Source organism: Ancylobacter sp. 3268, assembly GCF_031456575.1.
Classification (GTDB): domain Bacteria; phylum Pseudomonadota; class Alphaproteobacteria; order Rhizobiales; family Xanthobacteraceae; genus Ancylobacter.
On the sequence record NZ_JAVDUX010000001.1, the window covers coordinates 335165 to 356483 of the forward strand.

Sequence of the window (21319 nt, forward strand, 5' to 3'; positions counted from 1 at the left end):
CCGATGCCGGTGTTCGCGCGGGAGGAATATCTCGGCCGCCTCAAGCGGGTGAAGGCACGGATGCGCGAGCGTGGCCTCGATGCGCTCGTCTGCGCCGATCCGGCGAGCATGAACTACCTCACCGGCTATGACGGCTGGTCGTTCTATGTCCACCAATATGTGCTGGTCGGCCTCGACCGCGAGGAACCTCTCTGGGTCGGCCGGGCGATGGATGCCCCCGGCGCCCGCCTCACCAGCTTTCTCGCCGCGGATTCCATCCGGGCCTATCCCGAGACCCATGTCGATTCCCCGACCTTGCACCCGGCGCAGTTCCTCGCCGGCGTGATTGCCGATCTGGGATGGGAGCGGGCGACCATCGGCGTCGATCTCGACGCCTTCTATTTCACCGCCCGCGCCTATCTCGAACTCGGCAAGGCCTTGCCGGCCGCCCGCCTGGCCGATGCCAGGCTGCTGGTCGCCTGGGTCCGCCTGGTGAAATCCGAGGCCGAGATCGCCGTGATGCGTGGCGCTGCAGCCATCGTCTCCCATGCGATGGTGGTCGGCATGGAAACGGTCGCGCCGGGCGTGCGCGAATGCGATGCGGTGGCGGAGATCACCGCCGCGCAGTTTCGCGGCATCGCCGGCTTCTGGGGCGATTATCCCGCCGCCCTCGCCAATGTGCCGCATGGCGAGAAGACGGCGGCGCCGCATCTCACCTGGACCGGCGAGCGTTACCGGCAGGGCGAGGTCGCCTATCTCGAACTTGGCGGCTGCCACGCCCGCTATCACGCCGCGCTGGCGCGCACGCTCTATATGGGCACCCCGCCGGCGCCGTTGCTGGATGTCGTGAAGGTGGTCGCCGAGGGCATGGACGTCGCACTCGATGCCGCCCGCGCCGGCACCACCGCGCATGAGGTGGCGAGCGCCTGGAACCGCGTCATCGCCCGCGCCGGCTACGAGAAGCCCTCGCGCATCGGCTATTCCATCGGCCTCAACTATCCACCGGACTGGGGCGAGCGCACGCTCAGCCTGCGCGAGGGCGAGCGTGCGGTTCTGGAAGAAAACATGTGCTTCCACATGATCCTGGGCATGTGGATGGACGATTGGGGCTATGAACTCAGCGAAACCTTCCGCATCACCGCCTCCGGCGCGCCGGAGGTGATGACCCGTTTTCCGCGTGAATTGGTGATCAAGCCCTGACGGTGCAACGATGTCGAGACCGGACGAGAATTCACGTGCCCAGGTGTTGGCGTTGTGTGGCGGCATTGGCGGCGCCAAGCTGGCGCTTGGCCTGTACCGCACGCTGGCACCCGGCCATCTCACCGTCGCCGTCAATACCGGCGACGATTTCACCCATCTCGGCCTGCATGTCTCGCCCGATATCGACACCGTCGCCTACACGCTGGCCGGGCTGAACGACACCGAGCGCGGCTGGGGTCTCGCCGGCGAGAGCTGGCATTTCATGGAAGCGCTGGGTCGGCTCGGCGGCGAGACCTGGTTCCAGCTCGGCGACCATGACCTCGCCACCCACGTCCTGCGCACCCAGCGTCTGGCGGCGGGCGAGACGCTGTCGCAGGTCACCGCCGCGATTGCCGCCCGGCTCGGCCTGCACGGCCGGCTGCTGCCGATGAGCGACGACCCGGTTCGTACCCTCGTCGATACGGAGGAGGGCCGGCTCGCCTTCCAGAACTATTTCGTCGCGCAGCGCTGCCGCCCGCGCGTCACCGCGATCTCCTTTGAGGGCGCAGAGCAGGCGAAGGTGCAGGAGGACGTGCTGGCGCTGCTCGCCGACGGCACGCTTGCCGCCATCGTCATCTGCCCGTCCAACCCCTATCTTTCGGTCGATCCGATGCTGGCGATCCCCGGCCTGCGCGCGGCGCTGAAGGCCTCGCCGGCGCCGGTCATCGCCGTGTCGCCGATCGTCGCCGGCAAGGCGGTCAAGGGGCCGACCGCCAAGATCATGGAGGAACTCGGCCTGCCGGTGTCGAGCCGGGCCATCGCCGAGCATTATGGCGATCTGCTCGACGGCTTCATCCTCGATGATTCCGATGCGGTGGAGACCGCCCGCCTCGGGGTGCCGGCGGTGGCGACGCGCACATTGATGGAAACGCTGGAAGACCGCGAGCGCCTTGCCCGCTCGGTGCTCAATTTCGCCGCCGGCCTGCGCCGCCATGGCTGAAGCCCGCGCGCCTCTGCGGCTTCGGAGTGCATTCCCCCCGGGATATATATATCCGGCAGCGCCGCCCTATGTTTCGCGGCATGATGCGGCGAAGCCCGGGCGCGACCAGCGGGCTTTCCCAGGGAGCTTCGCCATGCCGGACACCTCTACCGATACCTATTATCTCTTCGGCGTCCTCGTGCGCTTCCTTCAGCGCAGCCGCGAGACCGGCGGCGCCTATTGCCTCGCCGAGGCGCTGGTCGCCCCCGGCGCCGGCGCGCCGCCCAATCGCCATCCCGGCGACGACGAGGCGTTCTATGTCCTCGATGGCCGCTTCGAATTCATGATCGACGGCGCCGTTATTGCTGCCACCGCCGGCAGCTTCGTCAAGGTGCCGACGGGTGCGCCGCACGCCTTCCGCAATGTCGGCACCGAGCCGGCGCGGCTTCTGGTGCTCAATACGCCCGGGGTGGTGCATGACGGCTTTTTCAGTGAGGTCGGCGAGCCCATGCCTCCCGGCACCACGACGCTGCCGCCGCCCTCCGATACGCCGCCGGATATCCCCCGCCTGGTGGAGATCGCGCACCGCAACGGGCTCGAACTGCTGATCGGCGACGCGCCGCATCGCTGAAGCCGGCGACGCCCTCGCCAGGAAGGCCGCCGACACATCAGGTCGGCGGCCGCTCCCTGGCCCGGTGGGGCGAGAGGGGGCTCACCGCCGGCAATCGACTGTGCCCAGATATCCCGCGCGCCCGTCACGGCAGCCGCGCGATGCGCTCCAGCATCAGCTCATAGAAGGGCGGATTGTCGAGGTCGCGCAGCACCAGGCAATTGGCCGGTTTCTTGGTGACGTTCCACCAGTCCACCACCGTCATGCCCGAGGTGACCGGCGAATGGATCTCGACCTCGACATGGCATTTGCGGCCCTGGAACAGGTCCGGCCGCAGCAGGTAGCCGATCACGCAGGGGTCGTGCAGCGGGTAGCTGTCGGTGCCGAATTTCTTGTTGCCGTAGTCCTGGTAGAACTCGGCCATGCCGGCCGCCTCGACGGCGGTGCGCTTGCCGACGGCGCGCAGGCGCCGCAGCCATTCCGGCGTCATCACCGCCTTGTAGGTGAGGTCGATAGGCACCATCGTCACCGGCGCGCCGGAGGCCAGCACCACATGGGCCGCGTGCGGGTCGACATAGATGTTGAACTCCGCCGCCGGCGTGGTGTTGCCGCCCTCGAAGAAGCCGCCGCCCATGAACACCACCTCGGCGAGACGCGGGATGATCGCCGGCTCCTTGATCATCGCCACCGCGAGATTCGTCATGGGTCCGAGCGTGCAGACCGAAATTTCTCCGGGCGCCGCCGCCATCACCGTATCGATGATGAAGTCGACACCGTGCCGGTTGCCGAGCGGCGCCGAGGGCGGCGGCAGCTCGCAGCCGTCGAGGCCGCTCGGGCCGTGGACATATTCGGCGGTAAAGCCGGGCTTCACCATCGGCCGCGGGCAGCCGGGATAGACCGGAATGTCGGCCCGGCCGGCCAGTTCGATCACCATCTGCGCGTTGATCGTGGTGCGGGCGAGCGGCACATTGCCATGCACGGCGGTGACGCCGACCACCTCCAGCTCGTCGGGCGAGCCGAGCGCCAGCAGCAGCGCGAAGGCGTCGTCCTGCCCCGGGTCGGTGTCGATGATGATCTTGCGCCGCGTCATGAAACGTCCCTCGTTTGCCGTGGTGGCACGATAGGCCGGCCCGGCGGAGAAAAGCCGGAGACAGGGCGCCAGCCTGCCCGAAATTCCTTCGGTCGATGTCTGGTCATTCGGGATGTTTCTTCCTACGCCTCGTCGTTAACGTGATGGCATCATGCGCCAGGGTGGTTTTCCGCGTCGAATGCGACGGCAAACCACCCTTGCGCCAAAGAATAATCCGCAAGCGACCTCACCAGAGAGCACATCGTCATGAAGAAGATTCTGTCTTTGGCCTTTTGCAGTGCACTCGCTCTCGCGGCGGTGCAGGGCCCGGCCCGCGCCGCAGATCCCATCGAAATCGGCGTCATCGCCAACCTCACCGGCTCGGCGGTGAAGACCAGCGTGCAGATGACCCGCGGCGTCGAGCTTGCCGCCGATGCCATCAATGCCGCCGGCGGCATCGATGGCCGGCCGGTGAAGCTGATCGTCGAGGATTCGGAGAATCGCGCCCAGGAGGCGCTGAACGCTGCCAACAAGCTCTACAATGTCGACAAGGTGCCGGCCGCCATCATGTTCGGCGGTTCCGGCCTGATGATCCCGGTGGCGGAACTGGCCAAGGAGAAGGGGCGGGTGCTCGTCAACACCTCTTCCTCCTCGCCCAAGCTCGGCAACTATCCCGGCACGCTGTTCTCGATCCTGCCGCTGGACGATATTGTCGGCAAGGAACTCGGCCTGCTGATCGCCGACAGCGGCGCCAAGACCGCCGCCATCGTGGTGCCGAACTCCACCTTCGGCCTCGGCGTCGCCGAAGCCGCCGCCGCCGCATTCGAATCCAAGGGTGGCAAGATCGTCAAGAAAGTCGCCTTCACCGAGGGCCAGCCCGACTACCGCGCCGACATCCAGCCGGTCGTCCCGGCCAAGCCGGACGTCATCATCACCGCCGGCTATGGCGACGATTCCCGCGCCATGCTGAAGGCCGCCCGCGAGCTCGGCCTTACCGCCAAATGGTACGCCGCCTATCCCTCCATCCTCGAGATCGAGAACAAGGACTTCCTCGACGGCAAGCTGTTCGGCGTCGACAATGGCGGCTATGCGCAGCCGGCCGGCAAGGCGGTCGCCGACAAGTACGGCGCCAAGTTCAACGGCACCGCCGATCTGATGGCGCATGTCTATTACGGCTATGACGCGCTGATGGTCATCGCCGCCGCCATCAAAAAGGCCGGCAGCGCCGACCCCGCCGCCATCGCCAAGGCGCTGCCGGAGGTGGTGAAGGCCTATGACGGCGCCACCGGCAAGATCGTGTGGGACGCGCGCGGCCAGCGCATCGCTCCGCCGATCGATGTCATCGAGTACAAGGCCGGCGACTTCGCCACCACGGCCACCCGCAACTGACGTCAAGGCCCAAGCCGTCCGGCGTGCTGCGGCGCGCCGGGCGGTTTCGTCTGTCCGCCGTGTCCGTCCGCTCCTCGCCCGTCGTGCTCTTGGAAAGCCGTCCCCGCCCGTGCTCCAGGTCCTGTTCAATTCCCTCGTCTATGCCAGCATGATCGCGGTGATCGCGGTCGGGGTGGCGCTGTGCTACTCGATCCTGCGTTTCGCCAATTTCGCGCATATCCAGTTCGCGGTGGTCGGCGGCTATCTCACCTACAGCTTCGCCGCCATTCCCGGCCTGCCGCTGCCCGCCGCTGTGGCGTTGAGCGCGGTGGCGACCGGCCTCATCGCCATCCTCGTCGATTTCCTGGTCTTCAGCCGCCTGCGCGACATCACGCCGGAGGGCAAGATGATCGTGTCCTGGGGCGTGGCGCTGTTCCTGCGCTCGGTGGTGGCGATCATCTATGGCGGCGGCGCGCGGGTGTTCGATCTCTCCTATGAGGTCGTCGCCATCGGCGACGCGGTGTTCACCACTCTCGATGCGCTGGTGGTCGTGGTCGCGGCGGCGCTGATGCTGCTGCTGCATCTGTTCCTGAATTTCACTCGCGTCGGCTCCGGCCTGCGCGCACTCGCCTCCAATGCCGATCTCGCGGTGACGCGCGGCATTCCCGGCGATCGGCTGATCAAGCTGATGTGGTTCCTCTCCGGTGCTCTCGCCGCCATCGGCGGCACGCTGCTCGCCTTCGAGACGCGGCTGCAGCCGAACATGGACCTCATCATTCTCCTGCCGGTGTTCGCGGCGGTGACCATTGGCGGCCTGTCCAACGTGTTCGGCGCGGTGCTCGGCGCGCTCATCCTCTCGGTGGCGCAGAACCTGCTGATCTATATCGATTTCGGCGCCCTGCTCGGCGGCGACAGCTGGCAGATTCCCACCCAGTTCCGCGACTACGTCGCCGTGCTCGCGCTGGTGCTGGTGCTGCTGCTGCGCCCGCGCCTGTCGCCGCTGGCGGGGAGGTGAGGGGATGCTCGATTTCGCCATCTACTGCCTTACCATCGTCGCCGTCTGGTCGGTGCTCGGCCTCAGCCTGAACATCCAGTTCGGCCTTACCGGCCTGGTCAATTTCGGCCAGATCCTGCCCTTCGGCCTCGGCGCCTATGCCGCCGCGCTCGCCGCGCGGGCGGGCATGCCCTGGCCGGCGGGCGCCGCGCTCGGCCTCGGCTTCGCGGTGGTCGTCTCGCTGCTGGTGCTCTTGCCGGCGCGCCGGCTGTCGCAGGACTACTGGGCGCTGATCACGCTCGGCGCCGGCGAACTGTTCCGCCTCACCGCGCTGAACGCGCCGAGCCTCGGCGGCGCCGACGGCCTTACCGTGCCGCGCTTCGCCGATCCGCATCTGGCGCTCGCCTGCGCGCTGGCGCTGCTGGCCGCCGCCTGGTTCATGGCGCTCCGCATCGCCCGCTCGCCATTCGGGCGCATGCTGAAGGTGCTGCGCGAGGACGAGGTGCTCGCCGCCACTCTCGGCCGCAACCCGGTCACCTATCAGCGTACGGTGTCGATCATCGGCTGGGCGATGGCGGCGGCGGCCGGCGTGCTCTACGCCCACATCGTCGGCTATGTGTCGCCCAGCAGCTTCACCGTCACCGAGACCTTCATCGTCTGGACGGCGCTGATCCTCGGCGGGCCGGGCAACACGCTCGGCGTGGTCGTCGGCGCGGCGGCGGTGCAACTGCTCAGCGTGTCCTCGCGCTTCATCGCCGGCTGGATCGACCTGCCGGCCGATGTGCTGGCCAATGGCCGTCTGGCGCTGTTCGGCCTGGTGCTGGTGCTGATGTTCCTGTTCCGCCCGCAGGGCCTCATCCCCGAGACCAGGGAGGTCCGCGATGCTGAGCGTCACTGACGTCTCGCTGTCGTTCGGCGGCTTCCAGGCGCTGCGCGCGGTATCGCTCGCGGCGGCGCCGGCGAGCATCACCGGCATCATCGGGCCGAACGGCTCCGGCAAGTCGACGCTGCTCAACATCGTCGCCGGCGTCTATGTGCCGGATGCCGGCGCGGTGACGCTGAACGGCCGCCCGCTCGCCTATGGCCGGCCGGAGCGGGTGGCCGCGGCCGGCATCGGCCGCACCTTCCAGGTGCCGCGCCTGGCGCACCGGCTCACCGTGTTCCAGAACATGATGGCCGGCGAGCGCGATCAGGCGGGGGAGGGTGTGTTCAACCTTTTCCTGCGCCCCGGCGCGGTGGCGTCGCGCGAGGCGGAGATCGCCAGCCGCGCCGAGGCGATGCTGAAGCGTCTTGGCCTCGCCCACAAGGCGAACGACTATGCCGGCTCGCTCTCCGGCGGCCAGCAGAAGCTGCTGACCATGGGCATGCTGCTGATGTCCGATCCCGCCGTGCTGCTGCTCGACGAGCCTGCGGCCGGCGTCAACCCGGTGCTGATCGAGCAGCAGGCGGCGCTGTTGCACGAGTTGAAGGCGGAAGGGCGCATCGTGCTGCTGATCGAGCACAATATGGAAATGATCGCCAATGTCTGCGACCGGGTGTTCGTGCTCGATGCCGGCGAGCTGATCGCTTCCGGCACTCCCGCCGAGATCCGCGCCGATGAGCGGGTGGTGCGCTCCTATCTCGGCATGCCGGCGTGAACGCGATGACCGAGGTGTTGATCCTCTCCCATCTCACCGCCGGCTACGGCCCGATTACCGTGCTGGACGACCTCTCGCTCACCCTGCGCGCCGGCGAGGTGGTCGCCGTGCTCGGTGCCAACGGCTCCGGCAAGTCGACGGTGCTGAAGACCGCGATGGGGCTGACCAAGGTCCGCTCCGGCTCGATCTCCCTCGCCGGCCGCGACGTCACCCGCCTGCCGGCGCATGGCCGGGCGGCGGCCGGTCTCGGCTATGTGCCGCAGACCCGCAACGTCTTCGGCGATATGAGCGTCGCCGATAATCTGCGCATGGGCGCCTATCTGCGCCCCAAAACCTTCGAGCGGGAGGTGGAGAAGGTCTTCGCCCTGTTCCCGCGCCTGAAGGAGCGCCGCCGCGCGTTGGCCGGCAACCTCTCCGGCGGCGAGCGGCGCATGCTCGCCATTGGCTCGACGCTGCTGGTGAACCCTTCGGTTCTGCTGCTCGACGAGCCCAGCAGCGATCTCGCCCCAGCCACCGTCGATCTCGTCTTTGAAGCCATCGCCGACGTGCACAAGCGGCTTTCCATCCCGATCCTGCTGGTCGAGCAGAACGTCACCAAGGCGCTCGGCCTGGCCCATCGCGTCTGCGTGCTGGTGCGCGGGCGGGAGGCGCTGGACGCGCCGGTCGCCGAGGTGAATACCCATGATCTGCATGCGCTGTTCCTCGACGGGGGCGTGCGCACCAGCTGAGGAGCCGCGATGATCGCCAATCCGCCCCCCTGGCCGAACGGCGCCCGCTGCGCCGTGGCCTTCAGCTTCGATGTCGACGCCGACAGCGTCGTGCATGCCGCCCATCGTGCCGGCGCGCGCGATCTGCCGCAGGCGCTGGCGCATATGCGCTACGATCCCTTCGTCGGGACACCGCGCCTGGCCGACATGTTCGCCCGCGCCGGCGTGCCGCTCACCGCCTTCGTGCCGGGCTGGGTGATCGAGACCTATCCGGCCGCCATCGAGACGCTGCTGAAGGCCGGCGCCGAGATCGGCCATCACGGCCATTTCCATGAATGGCCGAGCAAGCAGACGCGGGACGACGAGCTTGCCACGCTGCGCCGCGGCAGCGAGGCCATTGAGCGCTTCTGCGGCGCGAAGCCGAAGGGCTATCGCGCGCCCTATTACGGCCTGTCCCGCGCCACCTTCGATCTCCTGATCGAGGAGGGCTTCTCCTATGATTCCTCGCTGTTCGCCGACGACGTCCCGATCCTGCTGGACAATGGCCGGGGCCGCCTCATCGAATTGCCGGTGCCCGCTTCGGTCGACGACTACAACCAGTACGTTTCCGCCCGTGCCTTCGATTATCTCATGAAGATCTCGCCGCCCTCGCAGGCCCTCGCGGTGTTCCGCGAGGAGTTCGATGCCTTTCGGGAGTTCGGCGGCTTGTTCGTGCCGGTCTGGCACCCCGCGGTCAGCGGCCGCCCGGCGCAGGCACTCGCCATCCGCTCGCTCATCGAGCACATGCAGGCCAAGGGGGATGTCTGGTTCGCGACGCTCGCGCAGGTGGCCGATCACGTCCGCGCGCTGGAATCCGCCGGCACATGGTCGCCTCGGATCGAGAATACGCCATTCCACATTAGAAACATTCTCGAATAATTTAGGACTATCCTATTGATGGGATAAAAGGTTCTTATGCTGAGGCGCATTTCATATTGCATAGATTTCGTCTACTAGTTGTCTATGAATTCATACCATTTCACTCCCTTCGGCCGACCGCGCGCGCGGCGCTATGGCATCGCTTTCGATGGCGTGCCGGGGATGAACAACGCCATCACCGATGTGCCCGGCGTTTCCGTCGGCTATGCGACGTTGATCGAGGGCGAGGGGCCGCTATCGGTCGGGCAGGGGCCGGTGCGGACCGGGGTGACCGCTATTCTGCCGCGTTCGCGCGATCAATTGGCGCTGCCGGTATTTGCCGGGATGTTCAGTGCCAATGGTAATGGCGAGATGACGGGAGCGCACATCATCGAGGAGATCGGCGCGTTCGGCTTCCCGCTCACCATTACCAACACCCATAGCTGCGGCCTCACCCGCGATGCCACGCTTGCCTGGATGAATGCCCGCGCGCCGGGCGTGATGGAGGAGGCCTGGGGTCTGCCCGTCGCGGCCGAGACCTATGATGGCTTCCTAAACGACATCAATGGCTTCCATGTGAAGCAGGAACACGTCTTCGCCGCCATCGACAGCGCCGTCGAGGGGCCGATCGAGGAGGGCAGCGTCGGCGGCGGCACCGGCATGATCGCCTTCGGCTTCAAGGGAGGTTCCGGCACCGCCTCGCGCCGCGTCGAATGGGCGGGAGAGACCTTCACCGTCGGCGCCTTCGTGCAGGCGAATTTTGGCCAGCGCCGCAATCTGATGATCCGCGGCCGCCGCGTCGGCGATGAGCTGGCCGAGCCGGCGATGATCGAGCGGACGCCGCGCATGGAGAAGGGCTCGATCATCGCGGTGGTTGCCACCGACGCGCCCTTCCTGCCGCACCAGCTCAAGCGCCTGGCCCGCCGGGTGCCGCTTGGCGTCGCCTGGACCGGCGGGCTCGGCTACCATTCTTCCGGTGACATTTTTCTCGTCTTCTCGACGGCCAATGGCGCTGCTGCCGCCGGCGCGCGCGGACGACGGCTGACAGCGGATTTCGTACCGGAATCCGACATTGATCCGTTTTTTGACGCATTGGTGCAGAGCGTTGAAGAGGCGATTCTCAACGCCATGGTCGCCAACGACGACATGACGGGACGTGATGGTAATTTTGTACCGGCTCTGCCTAAGGATTGGTTGAAACGTAGTTACGGTTGATTGCGGCGTTCGGCACCAGGGAAAGGGAAGCCAATGGCAGGCGACAAGCTGGACGCGGTGGATGTGCGCATCCTCGCCTTGCTTCAGAAGAATGGGCGCATCAAGAAGGTTGAGCTCGCCTCCGCCATCGGTCTCTCGCTGAGTTCCTGCTGGGATCGGCTCCAGAAGATGGAGCAGGCCGGCTATGTGCGCGGCTATCGCGGCGAGATCGATCTTGGCCGATTGGTCAAGACGGAACTCATCTTCACCACCCTCACATTGCAGCACCACACCAGCGCGCATTTCGCCCGCTTCGAGCAGGTGGTGAAGACCATCCCCGAAATCCTGGCCTGTCACGCGGTCGGCGGCGGTATTGACTACATATTACACGTCATCGCCCGCAACATAACTCACTACCAGGAGATCATAGACGATTTGCTAACCCGCGAGATTGGCATCTCCGTCTATTTCACCTATGTGGTGACCAAGACGGTGAAGCGCTTCGAGGGCTATCCGATCGCCGAGCTTCTCGATGTTTCCCTGGAGGCGGAAGAGCCGCCGCGCCAGCGCCGCGGCGGCTGACACCCGTTTCAGCCGCGCCCGACAAAGGGGGCGGCGCTGGCCATGACCGTCATGGTCAGCACATTGGCATCGAGCGGCAGGCTCGCCATATAGGCGACCGCCCTTCCGGCATGGACGGGATCGAACACCGGCTCGACCATGATCTGGCCGTTGGCCTGCAGGATGCCCGACTTCATCTTCGCCGCCATGTCGGTATCTGCATTGCCGATGTCGATCTGGCCGCAGGCGATGTTGTGGGCGCGCCCCTCCAGTGCCACCTGCTTGGTGAGGCCGCTCACCGCATGCTTGGTGGCGGTATAGGGCGCCGTCAGCGGCCGCGGCGCATGCGCCGAGATCGAGCCGTTATTGATGATGCGCCCGCCCTTCGGCTGCTGCGCCTTCATCAGCCGGATCGCCGCCTGGGTGCACAGGAACACGCCGGTGAGGTTCACATTCACCACGCGCTGCCAGTCCTCGAACGGCACGTCCTCGATCGGCGCGCCCGGCGACCAGCCACCAGCATTGTTGAACAACAGGTCAAGCCGGCCGAAGCGCGCCGCCACCTCGGCGAACAGCGCATCGACCGCCGGCTTGTCGCTGATGTCGGCGGGAAGAACATGAGCGTTTGCGCCGATATCCCCGGCGAGCGCCTCCAGCGGCTGGCGCCGGCGGCCGGCCAGCACCAGGGTCCAGCCATCGGCGGCGAGCGCCAGTGCCGCGGCTTTGCCGATGCCGGTGCCGGCACCGGTAACGAGGGCGATCTTCTGGGGAGCGGCGGGGGTGGCGTTCATGGCTTTCCTCATTCAAGCCGCCGTCGGGGCTGTTTCTCTGCAGGAGACATGGAACCCGAAGGCTTACGTGGTCGTTATCGCGGCAGGACGGGTTAAATTTCAAGGAGGACGCAAGCAATGCCTGCCATTCTGATGTGGTTGATCGGCATTCCGATCCCGATCATCATCCTTCTCTACCTGCTCACCTGATCATGGGCGATCAGTACATCTTCCGTCGCTTCTGAAAGGCCCGGCCGGCACCCACGTGCCGCCGGGCTTTTCCATGTGGTCAGCGATAGGGCGGGCGCGGTATATTGTTATGTGCCGCTCGCAACGCCGCCGACCAGCGCTCGCGCAGATCGTGGAAATAGGGCTCGCCCGGCTCGATGCGGTAATTGAGTTCCGATTGGCCGGCGTCGCGGCGCGTCATAAGGATGTCGATCGGCATGCCGACACCGAGATTCGACCGCATGGTCGAATCCATCGAGATCAGCCCCAGCTTCAGCGCATCATAGAGATCGGTGTTGTAGGTCACCGAGCGGTCGAGCACCGGCTTGCCGTATTTGTGCTCGCCGATCTGCAGGAACGGCGTGTCCGACGTGCACTCGATGAAATTGCCGGCGGCATAGATCATGAACAGCCGCAGCCGCCCGCCATTCACCTGGCCGCCGAACAGGAAGGAGACGTCGAAGCGTACATCGGCCTCCTTCAGGCCCTCGGCATAAAGGTCGTGGACATGGCGGATGGCGCGACCGACCAGCTGCGTCGCCCGGAACATGCTGGAGGCGCCGACCAGCGTGTCCTTCTCGCCGGTCTCCGGGTTGTCGAGCCCCTCCTGCAGGGTCGAGATCACCGCCTGCGAGATCGAGAGATTGCCGGCGGTCGCCAGCGCCATCACGTGCCGGCCCGGCTCCTCGAAGACGTGCAGCTTGCGAAAGGTCGAGACATTGTCGAGCCCCGCATTGGTGCGGGTGTCGGCGATCATGACGAGACCGTCGCGCACCAGAATTCCGCAGCAATAGGTCATTGAAGGCACTTCCCCCAGCGCGCGCACGGCGCATGTTCATGGCGCGTCCTTATAGCGGGACGCTTGATGGGCGGGCAATATCAGCCCTGGATCTGGCGGCTGGATTGATCGACGGTGAGCGCCACCGACAACACTTCGTCGCCGCCGCCATAGCGGTTTCCGCGTACCGGCGCGGCGCTCAGATAATCGAGGCCGACGGCGACGCGCACATAGGCGTCGGTCGGGCAGAGGTCGTTGGCGGCGTCGAAGCCCACCCAGCCCAGTCCCTCGATATGCGCCTCCGCCCAGGCGTGGCCGGCCTGGTGCCCGGCGCCCTGCTCGGCATGGGCGCCGTCGCCGACCAGGTAGCCGCTGACATAGCGGGCCGGAATGCCGAGATGGCGGGCGCAGCCGATGAACACATGCGCGAAGTCCTGGCAGACGCCGCGCTTCAGCGCGAAGGCCTCGGCCGCCTTGGTGGAGACGATGGTCGGATCGGGATCGTAGGCCATCTCCTGCGCCAGCCCGCCCATGAGCCTGTGCAGCCGGGCGAGGCGATCCGGCTCGTCGCCGGTCGCCGCCTCGGCGAATTTCCGCATCTCGGCGCTGGAGGCGGTGAGTTCGCTGTCGCGCAGGAAAAGGCTGGGCGGGAAGCGTTCCACCGTGCCGCGCACCACGCCCGAGGTGTCCTGCGTCTCGACCTCGCCTTCCACCGTCACCCGCAATTCGGCGAGCGGCCCGTCGACGGCGAAGGTGTGGGTGAGGTTGCCGAAAGCGTCCTCATGCGCCTGTAGCCGGCAGCTTTCCGAGACATCGATGCGCCAGTTGACGACATATTGCCCGTCATGGCTGCGCGGGGTCAGCCGCAGGATCTGGATGGCGCCGTTGGCCGGCGGCTCATAGCGGTAGACGGTTGCATGGCTGACATGGATACGCATGGAAACACCGTTGGCGGCGCGGAAGTCGAGCGCGGGAAGCGGCAGGCACGGGCGGGGCCGCGGCCACCGCTACAGCAGGTACTGCTCGGTCACCGTCGCGCCGAGACGGTTGTTCTCGGAAACGAAGGTCTCGATATATTCGTGCAGGCCGGTCTGGAACACGTCATCCATCCGGCTGTTGGACAGGCGGGTAAAGGTGGAACGGGCCAGCCGCTGCGCGGTTCCCTGCCGTCCATAATAGGCGGCAATGTCATCGAGATAACGCGAAATGTTCTGGTAGCAGCTGGTCAGCGAGCGCGGCATCTGCGCGTTGAGGATCAGCAGGTCCGCCACCAGCCACGGCTTCACGCTTTCGCGATACACCCAGTGGAAGGAGGTCAGCGCCGATACCGAGCGCAGGATCGACGACCACTGGAAATAGTCGAGCGGCCCGCCGACATGCTCGCTGTCCGGCAGCAGCACATGATACTTCACGTCGAGGATGCGCGCGGTGTTGTCGGCGCGCTCGACATACATGCCGACACGCGAGAACCAGAAGGCGTCGTTGCGCAGCATGGTGCGGTAGGCGGCGCCGTCGAAGCGCAGCGAGGTCTCCTTGACGAAGGAGAGGAAGCGCGCCAGCTCCTCGCGGGTCATGTCCTTGGTGGAATAGCGCTTCAGCTCCAGCCAGGCGGTATTGATGGTCTCCCACATCTCGATGGTCAGCGCGGTGCGCACCGAGCGGGCATTGGTCCGGGCGATCTCGAAGCAGTTGCGGATCGAGGAGGGGTTCTCCGGTGCGAAGGCGAGGAAGTTGATGACGTTCTGCTCGGTCGCATCCTCGCCATGCACCTGCTTGAAATGCTCGGCGCAGCCGGCGGTAAGCAGCGCCGAGCGCCATTCATTGGTCGAGCCGCCATAGGCGACGGGCAGCTGGGCGAGGCGCTGGGTGACGTCGAGCAGGCGGGCAAGGCAGTCGGCGCGCTCCATGTAGCGGGCGAGCCAGTAGAGATTGTCGGCGGTACGTGACAGCATGAGACCCGCGCCTTATTTGGCGTTGCGCCAGGCGAGCGTGGCAAGGCCCGCCCCGATGAGAAGGGAGCCGCCGATGCGGTTCACCGCGACGACGACCGAGGAATTCGAGATGGTGCCGCGCAGCTTCCCGGCCACCAGTGCGTAGCCGAAGGCGTTCGCCGCCGCCAGCACCAGGAAAGTGGTTTCGAAGACCAGCATCTGGCCGAGCATCGGCCGGGACGTGTCGAGGAACTGCGGCAGGAACGCCACGAAGAAGGTGATGCTCTTGGGATTGAGCGCCGTCACCAGCCAGGCATGGCCGAGCATCTTGAGGGCACGGCCCCGCCCGTGGCCGTTCCCTTCCGCCGGGGCGACCAGCGGGCTGGCGCCGGCGCGCCACAGCTTGATCCCGAGCCAGATCAGATACAGCGCGCCGATCCACTTCAGCACGGTGAACAGCGTCGCCGAGGTGGCGAGCAGCGCGCCGAGGCCGAACATAGACAGCGTCATCGCGGTGAAGTCGCCGAGCGCCACGCCGGCCGCCACGGGGAGGGCGACCTTGCGCCCCTGCCCGAGCGCATAGGAAACGACGAGCAGGATGGTCGGCCCGGGAATGAGCAGCAGCACCGCCGAAGCGGCGACGAAGGCCAGCCAGGTTTCGATGCTCATGTTCGCTCCTCCTCGATCCGTCCTGCCTCTTGCCCCTCAGGAATGAGGAACCTGCCTTGCCCCCTCTCCTCATCGGAGAAAGGGGTGGGGTGAGGGGGGAGGACCGCTTGCCATACTGGCCGAACCCCTCGCCCAGCCCTTTCCCTCAGGGAGAGGGCTTGCCGTTGCACCCGGTTCGCACGTCGTCCTGCGCGCCATTTTCCGACACTCTTGCCGCCTCCGCTCGTGCCGCGCCGCTCAGCTCTCCTCCAGCACCCAGGTGTCCTTGGTCCCGCCGCCCTGGCTGGAGTTCACCACCAGCGAGCCGGCCTGCAGCGCCACCCGCGTCAGCCCGCCCGGCACGATCCGCACCCGGTCGGAGCCGGTCAGCACGAAGGGGCGCAGGTCGACATGGCGCGGCGCGATGCCTTCCTCGACGAAGGTCGGGCAGGTGGACAGCGCCAGCGTCGGCTGGGCGATGAAATTGGTGGGGTCCTGCTTCAGCTTGGCGCGGAACAATTCGATCTGCGCCTTGTCCGCGCGCGGGCCGATCAGCATGCCGTAGCCGCCCGAGCCATGCACCTCCTTCACCACCAGCTCGTGGAGGTTATCGAGCACGTATTTCAGGTGGTCGGCCTCGCGACAGCGCCAGGTCGGCACGTTCTTGAGGATCGGCTCCTCGCCGAGATAGAAGCGGACGATCTCCGGCATGTAGCTGTAGACCGCCTTGTCGTCGGCGACGCCGGTGCCGACCGCATTGGTCAGCGTGACGTTGCCGGCGTGATAGGCGCTCATCAGCCCGGGCACGCCGAGCACGCTGTCCGGGCGGAAGGCGAGGGGGTCGATGAAATCGTCGTCGAGGCGGCGATAGATCACGTCGACGCGCTTGGGTCCCTCGGTGGTGCGCATATAGACGATGTCGTTCTTGATGAAGAGGTCGCGCCCCTCCACCAGCTCGACGCCCAGCTTGTCGGCGAGGAAGGAGTGCTCGTAATAGGCCGAGTTGAAGATGCCCGGCGTCAGCACCGCCACCACGGGGTCGCTGGTGGCGGTCGTCGGGGCGAGCGACTTCAGCGTCGCCAGCAATTCGTCGGCATAGTTTTCCACCGGCGCGACGCGGTTCTCCGCGAACAGCTCGGGGAACAGCCGCATCATGATCTCGCGGTTCTCCAGCATGTAGGAGACGCCGGAGGGGGTGCGGGCATTGTCCTCCAGAACGTAGAAGGTGTCGGCGTCGATGCGCACCACGTCGATGCCAGCGATGTGCACATAGAGGTCATGCGGCACCTTCTGGCCGTTCATCTCCGGGCGGAACACCGGGTTCTGGTAGACGAGGTCCTCCGGCACGATGCCGGCGCGCAGGATCTCGCGCTTGGAATAGACGTCCTTGATGTAGAGGTTCAGCGCCTTGGTGCGCTGCTCCAGCCCCTTGGAGAGCCGGGCCCATTCGCCGCCGGTCAGCACGCGCGGGATGATGTCGAAGGGGATCAGCCGTTCCTGGGCGTCGCTGTCGCCATAGACGGCGAAGGTGATGCCGATCTTGCGGAAGATGAACTCCGCTTCCTTGCGGCGATGGTCCAGCACGTCGGGCGGCACGTTGCTCAGCCAGCGGGCCAGGGCGGTGTAGGCGGCACGGACCGAGCCGTCCGCATTGGTCATTTCGTCGAACGCGACGGTCATCGTGAAAGCTTCACTCCCCAACTCGGGCTAGTTAGCTACAAACGCCGTGCCAGCGGAAGAGGGGGCGAAGTCGCTATGGCGATATTGCGCGGAATGGTTTCCTTTTGCCCAAAACGCAGGCGTCCTGCCCTTGCCTCAAGCGAGCTTTGCGCGCATGTGCGGCAATGGCGACGCCCGCTGCGGCGCAAGGGACGGGGAATCGGTGGATGAGCACGCAGGAAGCGGTCACGGCGAGCATTCTGGTCATTGGCGACGAGATCCTGTCCGGGCGCACCAAGGACAAGAATATCGGCTACATCGCCGAATATCTCACCGCCATCGGCGTCGATGTCTGCGAAGTGCGGGTGGTGCCGGACATCGAGGACGAGATCGTCGCGGCGCTGAACGCCCTGCGCGCCCGCTACACCTATGTGTTCACCACCGGCGGCATCGGTCCTACCCATGACGACATCACCGCCGATGCGGTGGCGAAGGCGTTCGGCGTCGGCATCTCGGTGAATGCGCAGGCCCGCGCCATGCTGCTGGAGCGCATTCCCGAGGCCGACCTCAACGAAGCGCGGCTGCGCATGGCGCGGATCCCGCACGGCGCGGCGCTGGTCGTCAACAAGATCTCCAAGGCGCCGGGGTTCTGGATCGGCAACGTCATCGTCATGGCCGGCGTGCCCTCGATCATGCAGGCGATGCTGGACGAGGTGGCGCCGCAGCTGAAGACCGGCCAGGTGATGCTGTCGGAGACGGTGCGGGCGGACGCCAAGGAGGGCGATGTCGGCGGTCCGCTCGCCGAGATCGCTAAAGCGCATCCCGGCGTGTCGATCGGCTCCTATCCCTTTGCCGACGAGCTCGGCCAGCCGAACACCAATCTGGTGGTGCGCTCCCGCGAGCCGGATCTGCTGGCGGCGGCGATGGCGGATGTGAAGGCGATGCTGGCGGCGCGGCGAGCCTGACGCCGTCGCCCGATCAGATCGCTTCCGCCCCAAGGAGGCTCGTCCAGTGGTCGAGCCGCTCCTTCAGCACGCGGTCGAGAATGTGGGCGATCTCCGCCGCGTCCATCCGCTCGAGAATCTCGAAAGCAAAGGCGTCGGCGCCATGCCGGGCCCAGGCCGTCTGCAGCGAGCGGGGCGCCGCGCCGTGCTGGCGCAGCGTGAAGCTGAGCCGGTTCCAGATCGCGGCGAGGTTCGGCGCGCGGCCGACCCATTGCTCGCCGCTCGCCGCGCACTGCACGGCATAGATGCCGGCTTCCACCTTCCGTTCCTTGTAAGCGGTCGATGCCGCCTTCCGCGCGTCCCGCTCCATGCCGCGTCCTCCTGATCGTCGCCTGCGTCGAGTTGCTATTTACATCCGGGTAAAAATAACGCAATAATTATATCCGGATTTAATTCGTCGAGGAGCCTGCCATGTCCGATGCCGATCGCATCCTCTGCACTGCGTTCGAGGACAGTTCCCGTCTCGCCGCGGGCCGGCTGGCCGAGGTGGCGCCGATCGTCAGGGCGGCGATGCGGGCGCGTCCTGCGGCCAGCTTCCTCGTCTTCGACGACGCGACCGGCCGGGTGATCGACATCGATCCGCGCGAGCCCCCTCCGCCCGGCGCCCCGCCGCAGCCGCCGGAAGCCGCCGCGCGATCCGGGCGGGGCCGCCCGAAGCTCGGCGTCGTCGCCCGCGAGGTGACGCTGCTGCCCCGCCATTGGGACTGGCTGACCCGTCAGCCTGGCGGCGCCTCGCAGGCGTTGCGCCGGCTGGTGGATGAGGCCCGGCGCGTCGATGGCGGCCACAGCGCCGCCCGCGAGGCGAGGGCGGCGGCCTACGCTTTCCTTTCCGCCATGGCGGGCGATCGCGCGGGCTTCGAGGAGGCCGCGCGGGCCCTGTTCGCCGGCGATGCCGACGGCTTCGTCCGGCACAGCCGCTCCTGGCCGCCGGACATCCGCGCCCATGCGGAGCATCTGGCGACGCCGAAGGAGGGCGCCGATGCCGGTCTATCTTGAGCCGACCCAGGAAGCCGCCCGGGCGCTGTTTCGGCGGGGACTCGCGGGTGAGGTCGTCATGCTGAACCTTGTCCGCCTGCGCGCGGTGGCGGACTATGCCGCCCATCCGCAACTGGCGCCGCCGCAGCCGGTCAGCGGCGCGCAGGCCTATGACCGCTACATCGCCCACACCTTGCCCCATCTCACGGCCAGCGGCGGGTCGCTGCTCTTCCTCGGCGAAGGCGGCCCGTGGCTGATCGGTCCCGACGGTGCGCGCTGGGATCGGGCGATGCTGGTGCGCCAGCATTCGGTGGCGGCCTTCATGGCCTTCGCCACCCACGAGGCCTATCTCGCCGGCCTCGGGCATCGGATGGCGGCGGTGGAGGATTCCCGGCTGTTGCCGCTGGCGGGGCTGCCGCTTCCAGGCGGGGACGACGGCGCGAGACCTGTCCGATCAACGCGATCAGCGGATCGACAGGAAGACGCTCTGGATCCGGCCAGCTTCCACGAACCCTTTCCGCGGGAGAGGCTCCGGCCTCGCTAATCCTGTTGTTTCCTTGGCAACCCCCCTTCATCCGCGCCGTCACACCCGCTATTGATCCGCGCAGGCGACGGCACGCACGTCCGCCCGCAGGAGGCCCGCACATGTCCGACCCGCACCAGCAGAAGGCGTTTCCCGTCTCGTGGGACCAGTTCCACCGCGACGCCCGCGCGCTGGCCTGGCGCCTGTCCGGCTTCGGCCCGTATGAGGGGCTGGTCTGCATCACCCGCGGCGGGCTGGTGCCGGCGGCCATCGTCGCCCGCGAGCTGGGTCTGCGGCTGATCGAGACCGTCTCCATCGCCTCCTATCACGACTACAAGAACCAGGGCGAAACCCAGGTGCTGAAGCCGATCGCCCAATCGGTGCTGGACGCGGCAGGCGAGGGCGGCAAGGGCCTGCTGGTCATCGACGATCTCGTCGACACCGGCTCGACCGCGCGGCTTGTGCGGGCGATGCTGCCCAAGGCGCATTTCGCCACCGTCTATGCCAAGCCGGCGGGGCGCGACGTCATCGATACCTTCATCACCGAAGTGAGCCAGGACACCTGGATCTACTTCCCCTGGGACATGGGCCTGTCCTTCCAGCCGCCCATCCGCGACGGCGTCGCCTGAGGAGAACTGCGATGAGCGGCAATGATTTCCACGCCAACCCGCCCGAGGACGGCGACGAGGGCTATGACGAGGCCTATGAGGCCCATCGCGCCGCGCTGTGGGACATGCTGATGGCCTATGCCGACCAGCACGATCTCGCCGATGGCTTCCTGTCCGATCTCGTCTCCGATCTCGGCCTGTCGCTGCGCATGGTCGCCTATGCGGCCGAGACCGAGCGCCCCTCGGTCGGCGGGCTGCGGCTCGATCTCGATCGCTATGCCCGCGAGATGGGCGAATCCGTGCGCGAAGCCAAGAAGGGCGCGGGCGAGTTCATCGCCGAGGCCAAGGCCGCCCGCGATGCGGAAGCCGCCGCCGAAGGCGAGGGCACCACGGCGGAGCCCGAGGCTGACGCCGCACAGGCCCCCGAGGTCGCGGAAGACCGCACGGAGACGGCGGCCTCGCCGGAGAAGACCGCGGCGCTTACCGGCGCGCGCGCCTTTCCCCGGCGGCAATAAAGCCGGTGTCCCATCTCGCAAACCGCAGGTTGTTGCGGTATGCGGAGGTGGTTCACAACCTCTGCTATAGGGCTTCTCCCATGACGCCTGCCTTCGTTTCCGCGATCCTCCGGTCGCCGGCCACCTTCCTGTTCGCGCGCCTCTTGCTGGTGGTTCCCTTCCTTGGCAGCGGCATCGCCAAGCTGGTCGATTTCCCCGGCGCGGTGGCCGAGATGGCGCATTTCGGCCTCAACCCGCCCTGGCTCTATGCCGTGGCCACCATCATCACCCAGCTGGCCGGCTCGGTGCTGATCCTGCTCAACCGCGCGACCTGGCTCGGTGCCGGTGCGTTCGGCATCTTCACCGCGCTGACCATCCCGATCGCCCATCATTTCTGGACGATGGAAGGCATGCAGGCGCAGATGGAGTTCTTCTTCGCGGTGGAGCACATCGCCGTCATCGGCGGCATGATCCTGGTCGCCATCCTCGGTGAGCGCACCCGTACCGCCTAGGCGGTGCCGGCGGTC

The 21319-nt window shown here is 66.9% G+C and carries 25 protein-coding genes; 17 read left to right on the top strand and 8 right to left on the bottom strand.

The window, feature by feature from the left end; genetic code table 11:
- Positions 1–3 precede the first annotated feature (3 nt).
- The 3 genes from J2X65_RS01590 to J2X65_RS01600 all read left to right on the top strand — a co-directional run bounded on the left by J2X65_RS01590 (position 4) and on the right by J2X65_RS01600 (position 2768).
- Positions 4–1179 (top strand): M24 family metallopeptidase, encoded by a 1176-nt coding sequence (locus tag J2X65_RS01590; RefSeq protein WP_310197017.1) that lies wholly within the window; start codon positions 4–6, stop codon positions 1177–1179.
- A gap of 10 nt (positions 1180–1189) precedes the next feature.
- Positions 1190–2158 carry a 2-phospho-L-lactate transferase gene (gene cofD, locus J2X65_RS01595; protein WP_310197020.1) on the top strand — a complete coding sequence of 323 codons (969 nt, stop codon included), beginning with the start codon at positions 1190–1192 and terminating at the stop codon, positions 2156–2158.
- 133 nt (positions 2159–2291) lie between these two features.
- The gene (locus J2X65_RS01600; RefSeq protein WP_310197023.1) at positions 2292–2768 is read left to right on the top strand and encodes a cupin domain-containing protein; all 477 of its coding nucleotides are present in this window, start codon (positions 2292–2294) and stop codon (positions 2766–2768) included.
- A 124-nt stretch (positions 2769–2892) separates the two neighbouring features.
- Here the strand turns inward: J2X65_RS01600 and J2X65_RS01605 are convergent, their stop codons facing one another.
- Positions 2893–3837 carry a nucleoside hydrolase gene (locus J2X65_RS01605; RefSeq protein WP_310197026.1) on the bottom strand — a complete coding sequence of 315 codons (945 nt, stop codon included), beginning with the start codon at positions 3835–3837 and terminating at the stop codon, positions 2893–2895.
- A 246-nt stretch (positions 3838–4083) separates the two neighbouring features.
- On the opposite strand from J2X65_RS01605, the gene J2X65_RS01610 reads away from it, so the two are divergent.
- From J2X65_RS01610 to J2X65_RS01645, 8 genes are all read left to right on the top strand, one after another.
- Complete coding sequence (locus J2X65_RS01610) at positions 4084–5205, top strand: ABC transporter substrate-binding protein (protein WP_310197030.1); 1122 nt, start codon at positions 4084–4086, stop codon at positions 5203–5205.
- 109 nt (positions 5206–5314) lie between these two features.
- Entirely contained in the window at positions 5315–6199 is an 885-nt protein-coding gene (locus tag J2X65_RS01615; protein ID WP_310197034.1) for a branched-chain amino acid ABC transporter permease, read from the top strand.
- A 4-nt stretch (positions 6200–6203) separates the two neighbouring features.
- Positions 6204–7076: a branched-chain amino acid ABC transporter permease gene (locus J2X65_RS01620; RefSeq protein ID WP_310197037.1), complete on the top strand. Its 873-nt coding sequence runs from the start codon at positions 6204–6206 to the stop codon at positions 7074–7076.
- Entirely contained in the window at positions 7060–7815 is a 756-nt protein-coding gene (locus J2X65_RS01625; RefSeq protein WP_310197040.1) for an ABC transporter ATP-binding protein, read from the top strand. Before J2X65_RS01620 ends, J2X65_RS01625 begins: the two co-directional genes overlap by 17 nt.
- A gap of 5 nt (positions 7816–7820) precedes the next feature.
- Positions 7821–8543, top strand: a complete 723-nt coding sequence (locus J2X65_RS01630) for an ABC transporter ATP-binding protein (RefSeq protein ID WP_310197044.1) — start codon at positions 7821–7823, stop codon at positions 8541–8543.
- A gap of 9 nt (positions 8544–8552) precedes the next feature.
- Positions 8553–9440: a polysaccharide deacetylase gene (locus tag J2X65_RS01635; RefSeq protein WP_310197046.1), complete on the top strand. Its 888-nt coding sequence runs from the start codon at positions 8553–8555 to the stop codon at positions 9438–9440.
- Between the two features lie 84 nt (positions 9441–9524).
- The gene (locus J2X65_RS01640) at positions 9525–10634 is read left to right on the top strand and encodes a P1 family peptidase (protein WP_404977637.1); all 1110 of its coding nucleotides are present in this window, start codon (positions 9525–9527) and stop codon (positions 10632–10634) included.
- Between the two features lie 33 nt (positions 10635–10667).
- The gene (locus J2X65_RS01645) at positions 10668–11195 is read left to right on the top strand and encodes an Lrp/AsnC family transcriptional regulator (protein WP_310197052.1); all 528 of its coding nucleotides are present in this window, start codon (positions 10668–10670) and stop codon (positions 11193–11195) included.
- 8 nt (positions 11196–11203) lie between these two features.
- Here the strand turns inward: J2X65_RS01645 and J2X65_RS01650 are convergent, their stop codons facing one another.
- The 6 genes from J2X65_RS01650 to J2X65_RS01675 all read right to left on the bottom strand — a co-directional run bounded on the left by J2X65_RS01650 (position 11204) and on the right by J2X65_RS01675 (position 17209).
- Positions 11204–11965 carry an SDR family oxidoreductase gene (locus tag J2X65_RS01650; protein WP_310197057.1) on the bottom strand — a complete coding sequence of 254 codons (762 nt, stop codon included), beginning with the start codon at positions 11963–11965 and terminating at the stop codon, positions 11204–11206.
- A gap of 268 nt (positions 11966–12233) precedes the next feature.
- Positions 12234–12971, bottom strand: coding sequence for a peptidase (locus tag J2X65_RS01655; RefSeq protein ID WP_310197059.1), 738 nt, complete (start codon positions 12969–12971; stop codon positions 12234–12236).
- A gap of 80 nt (positions 12972–13051) precedes the next feature.
- Positions 13052–13888, bottom strand: coding sequence for a transglutaminase family protein (locus tag J2X65_RS01660; protein ID WP_310197061.1), 837 nt, complete (start codon positions 13886–13888; stop codon positions 13052–13054).
- A gap of 69 nt (positions 13889–13957) precedes the next feature.
- Positions 13958–14902 carry an alpha-E domain-containing protein gene (locus tag J2X65_RS01665; protein ID WP_310197064.1) on the bottom strand — a complete coding sequence of 315 codons (945 nt, stop codon included), beginning with the start codon at positions 14900–14902 and terminating at the stop codon, positions 13958–13960.
- Positions 14903–14914: 12 nt separating this feature from the next.
- On the bottom strand, positions 14915–15550 hold the full coding sequence (locus tag J2X65_RS01670; RefSeq protein WP_310197068.1) for a LysE family translocator: 636 nt from the start codon (positions 15548–15550) through the stop codon (positions 14915–14917).
- A gap of 237 nt (positions 15551–15787) precedes the next feature.
- Positions 15788–17209, bottom strand: a complete 1422-nt coding sequence (locus J2X65_RS01675; RefSeq protein ID WP_310197070.1) for a circularly permuted type 2 ATP-grasp protein — start codon at positions 17207–17209, stop codon at positions 15788–15790.
- 206 nt (positions 17210–17415) lie between these two features.
- Here J2X65_RS01675 and J2X65_RS01680 point away from each other — a divergent pair, with 206 nt between their 5' ends.
- Positions 17416–18153 carry a molybdopterin-binding protein gene (locus tag J2X65_RS01680; protein ID WP_310197071.1) on the top strand — a complete coding sequence of 246 codons (738 nt, stop codon included), beginning with the start codon at positions 17416–17418 and terminating at the stop codon, positions 18151–18153.
- Positions 18154–18166: 13 nt separating this feature from the next.
- Here the strand turns inward: J2X65_RS01680 and J2X65_RS01685 are convergent, their stop codons facing one another.
- Positions 18167–18502, bottom strand: coding sequence for a GIY-YIG nuclease family protein (locus tag J2X65_RS01685; RefSeq protein ID WP_310197074.1), 336 nt, complete (start codon positions 18500–18502; stop codon positions 18167–18169).
- 101 nt (positions 18503–18603) lie between these two features.
- Here J2X65_RS01685 and J2X65_RS01690 point away from each other — a divergent pair, with 101 nt between their 5' ends.
- The 5 genes from J2X65_RS01690 to J2X65_RS01710 all read left to right on the top strand — a co-directional run bounded on the left by J2X65_RS01690 (position 18604) and on the right by J2X65_RS01710 (position 21304).
- Positions 18604–19188 carry a DUF2239 family protein gene (locus J2X65_RS01690; protein ID WP_310197077.1) on the top strand — a complete coding sequence of 195 codons (585 nt, stop codon included), beginning with the start codon at positions 18604–18606 and terminating at the stop codon, positions 19186–19188.
- Positions 19172–19711 carry a DUF1330 domain-containing protein gene (locus tag J2X65_RS01695; RefSeq protein ID WP_310197081.1) on the top strand — a complete coding sequence of 180 codons (540 nt, stop codon included), beginning with the start codon at positions 19172–19174 and terminating at the stop codon, positions 19709–19711. Before J2X65_RS01690 ends, J2X65_RS01695 begins: the two co-directional genes overlap by 17 nt.
- A gap of 101 nt (positions 19712–19812) precedes the next feature.
- Positions 19813–20319 carry a xanthine phosphoribosyltransferase gene (gene gpt / locus J2X65_RS01700; protein WP_310197084.1) on the top strand — a complete coding sequence of 169 codons (507 nt, stop codon included), beginning with the start codon at positions 19813–19815 and terminating at the stop codon, positions 20317–20319.
- Between the two features lie 11 nt (positions 20320–20330).
- Positions 20331–20813, top strand: coding sequence for a hypothetical protein (locus J2X65_RS01705; RefSeq protein WP_310197086.1), 483 nt, complete (start codon positions 20331–20333; stop codon positions 20811–20813).
- Positions 20814–20893: 80 nt separating this feature from the next.
- The gene (locus J2X65_RS01710) at positions 20894–21304 is read left to right on the top strand and encodes a DoxX family protein (RefSeq protein WP_310197089.1); all 411 of its coding nucleotides are present in this window, start codon (positions 20894–20896) and stop codon (positions 21302–21304) included.
- The last annotated feature ends 15 nt before the right edge of the window (positions 21305–21319 follow it).

What these genes read in the sequence shown, in the direction of transcription:
- J2X65_RS01665 (WP_310197064.1), bottom strand. Translation starts at nt 14,902, where the DNA reads ATGCTGTCACGTACCGCCGACAATCTCTACTGGCTCGCCCGCTACATG.
- J2X65_RS01705 (WP_310197086.1), top strand. Translation starts at nt 20,331, where the DNA reads ATGAGCGGCAATGATTTCCACGCCAACCCGCCCGAGGACGGCGACGAG.
- J2X65_RS01675 (WP_310197070.1), bottom strand. Translation starts at nt 17,209, where the DNA reads ATGACCGTCGCGTTCGACGAAATGACCAATGCGGACGGCTCGGTCCGT.
- J2X65_RS01710 (WP_310197089.1), top strand. Translation starts at nt 20,894, where the DNA reads ATGACGCCTGCCTTCGTTTCCGCGATCCTCCGGTCGCCGGCCACCTTC.
- J2X65_RS01650 (WP_310197057.1), bottom strand. Translation starts at nt 11,965, where the DNA reads ATGAACGCCACCCCCGCCGCTCCCCAGAAGATCGCCCTCGTTACCGGT.
- J2X65_RS01645 (WP_310197052.1), top strand. Translation starts at nt 10,668, where the DNA reads ATGGCAGGCGACAAGCTGGACGCGGTGGATGTGCGCATCCTCGCCTTG.
- J2X65_RS01630 (WP_310197044.1), top strand. Translation starts at nt 7,821, where the DNA reads ATGACCGAGGTGTTGATCCTCTCCCATCTCACCGCCGGCTACGGCCCG.
- gpt (WP_310197084.1), top strand. Translation starts at nt 19,813, where the DNA reads ATGTCCGACCCGCACCAGCAGAAGGCGTTTCCCGTCTCGTGGGACCAG.
- J2X65_RS01635 (WP_310197046.1), top strand. Translation starts at nt 8,553, where the DNA reads ATGATCGCCAATCCGCCCCCCTGGCCGAACGGCGCCCGCTGCGCCGTG.
- J2X65_RS01605 (WP_310197026.1), bottom strand. Translation starts at nt 3,837, where the DNA reads ATGACGCGGCGCAAGATCATCATCGACACCGACCCGGGGCAGGACGAC.
- J2X65_RS01660 (WP_310197061.1), bottom strand. Translation starts at nt 13,888, where the DNA reads ATGCGTATCCATGTCAGCCATGCAACCGTCTACCGCTATGAGCCGCCG.
- J2X65_RS01695 (WP_310197081.1), top strand. Translation starts at nt 19,172, where the DNA reads ATGCCGGTCTATCTTGAGCCGACCCAGGAAGCCGCCCGGGCGCTGTTT.
- J2X65_RS01620 (WP_310197037.1), top strand. Translation starts at nt 6,204, where the DNA reads ATGCTCGATTTCGCCATCTACTGCCTTACCATCGTCGCCGTCTGGTCG.
- J2X65_RS01655 (WP_310197059.1), bottom strand. Translation starts at nt 12,971, where the DNA reads ATGACCTATTGCTGCGGAATTCTGGTGCGCGACGGTCTCGTCATGATC.
- J2X65_RS01600 (WP_310197023.1), top strand. Translation starts at nt 2,292, where the DNA reads ATGCCGGACACCTCTACCGATACCTATTATCTCTTCGGCGTCCTCGTG.
- cofD (WP_310197020.1), top strand. Translation starts at nt 1,190, where the DNA reads ATGTCGAGACCGGACGAGAATTCACGTGCCCAGGTGTTGGCGTTGTGT.
- J2X65_RS01640 (WP_404977637.1), top strand. Translation starts at nt 9,525, where the DNA reads ATGAATTCATACCATTTCACTCCCTTCGGCCGACCGCGCGCGCGGCGC.
- J2X65_RS01625 (WP_310197040.1), top strand. Translation starts at nt 7,060, where the DNA reads ATGCTGAGCGTCACTGACGTCTCGCTGTCGTTCGGCGGCTTCCAGGCG.
- J2X65_RS01680 (WP_310197071.1), top strand. Translation starts at nt 17,416, where the DNA reads ATGAGCACGCAGGAAGCGGTCACGGCGAGCATTCTGGTCATTGGCGAC.
- J2X65_RS01690 (WP_310197077.1), top strand. Translation starts at nt 18,604, where the DNA reads ATGTCCGATGCCGATCGCATCCTCTGCACTGCGTTCGAGGACAGTTCC.
- J2X65_RS01610 (WP_310197030.1), top strand. Translation starts at nt 4,084, where the DNA reads ATGAAGAAGATTCTGTCTTTGGCCTTTTGCAGTGCACTCGCTCTCGCG.
- J2X65_RS01670 (WP_310197068.1), bottom strand. Translation starts at nt 15,550, where the DNA reads ATGAGCATCGAAACCTGGCTGGCCTTCGTCGCCGCTTCGGCGGTGCTG.
- J2X65_RS01590 (WP_310197017.1), top strand. Translation starts at nt 4, where the DNA reads ATGCCGGTGTTCGCGCGGGAGGAATATCTCGGCCGCCTCAAGCGGGTG.
- J2X65_RS01685 (WP_310197074.1), bottom strand. Translation starts at nt 18,502, where the DNA reads ATGGAGCGGGACGCGCGGAAGGCGGCATCGACCGCTTACAAGGAACGG.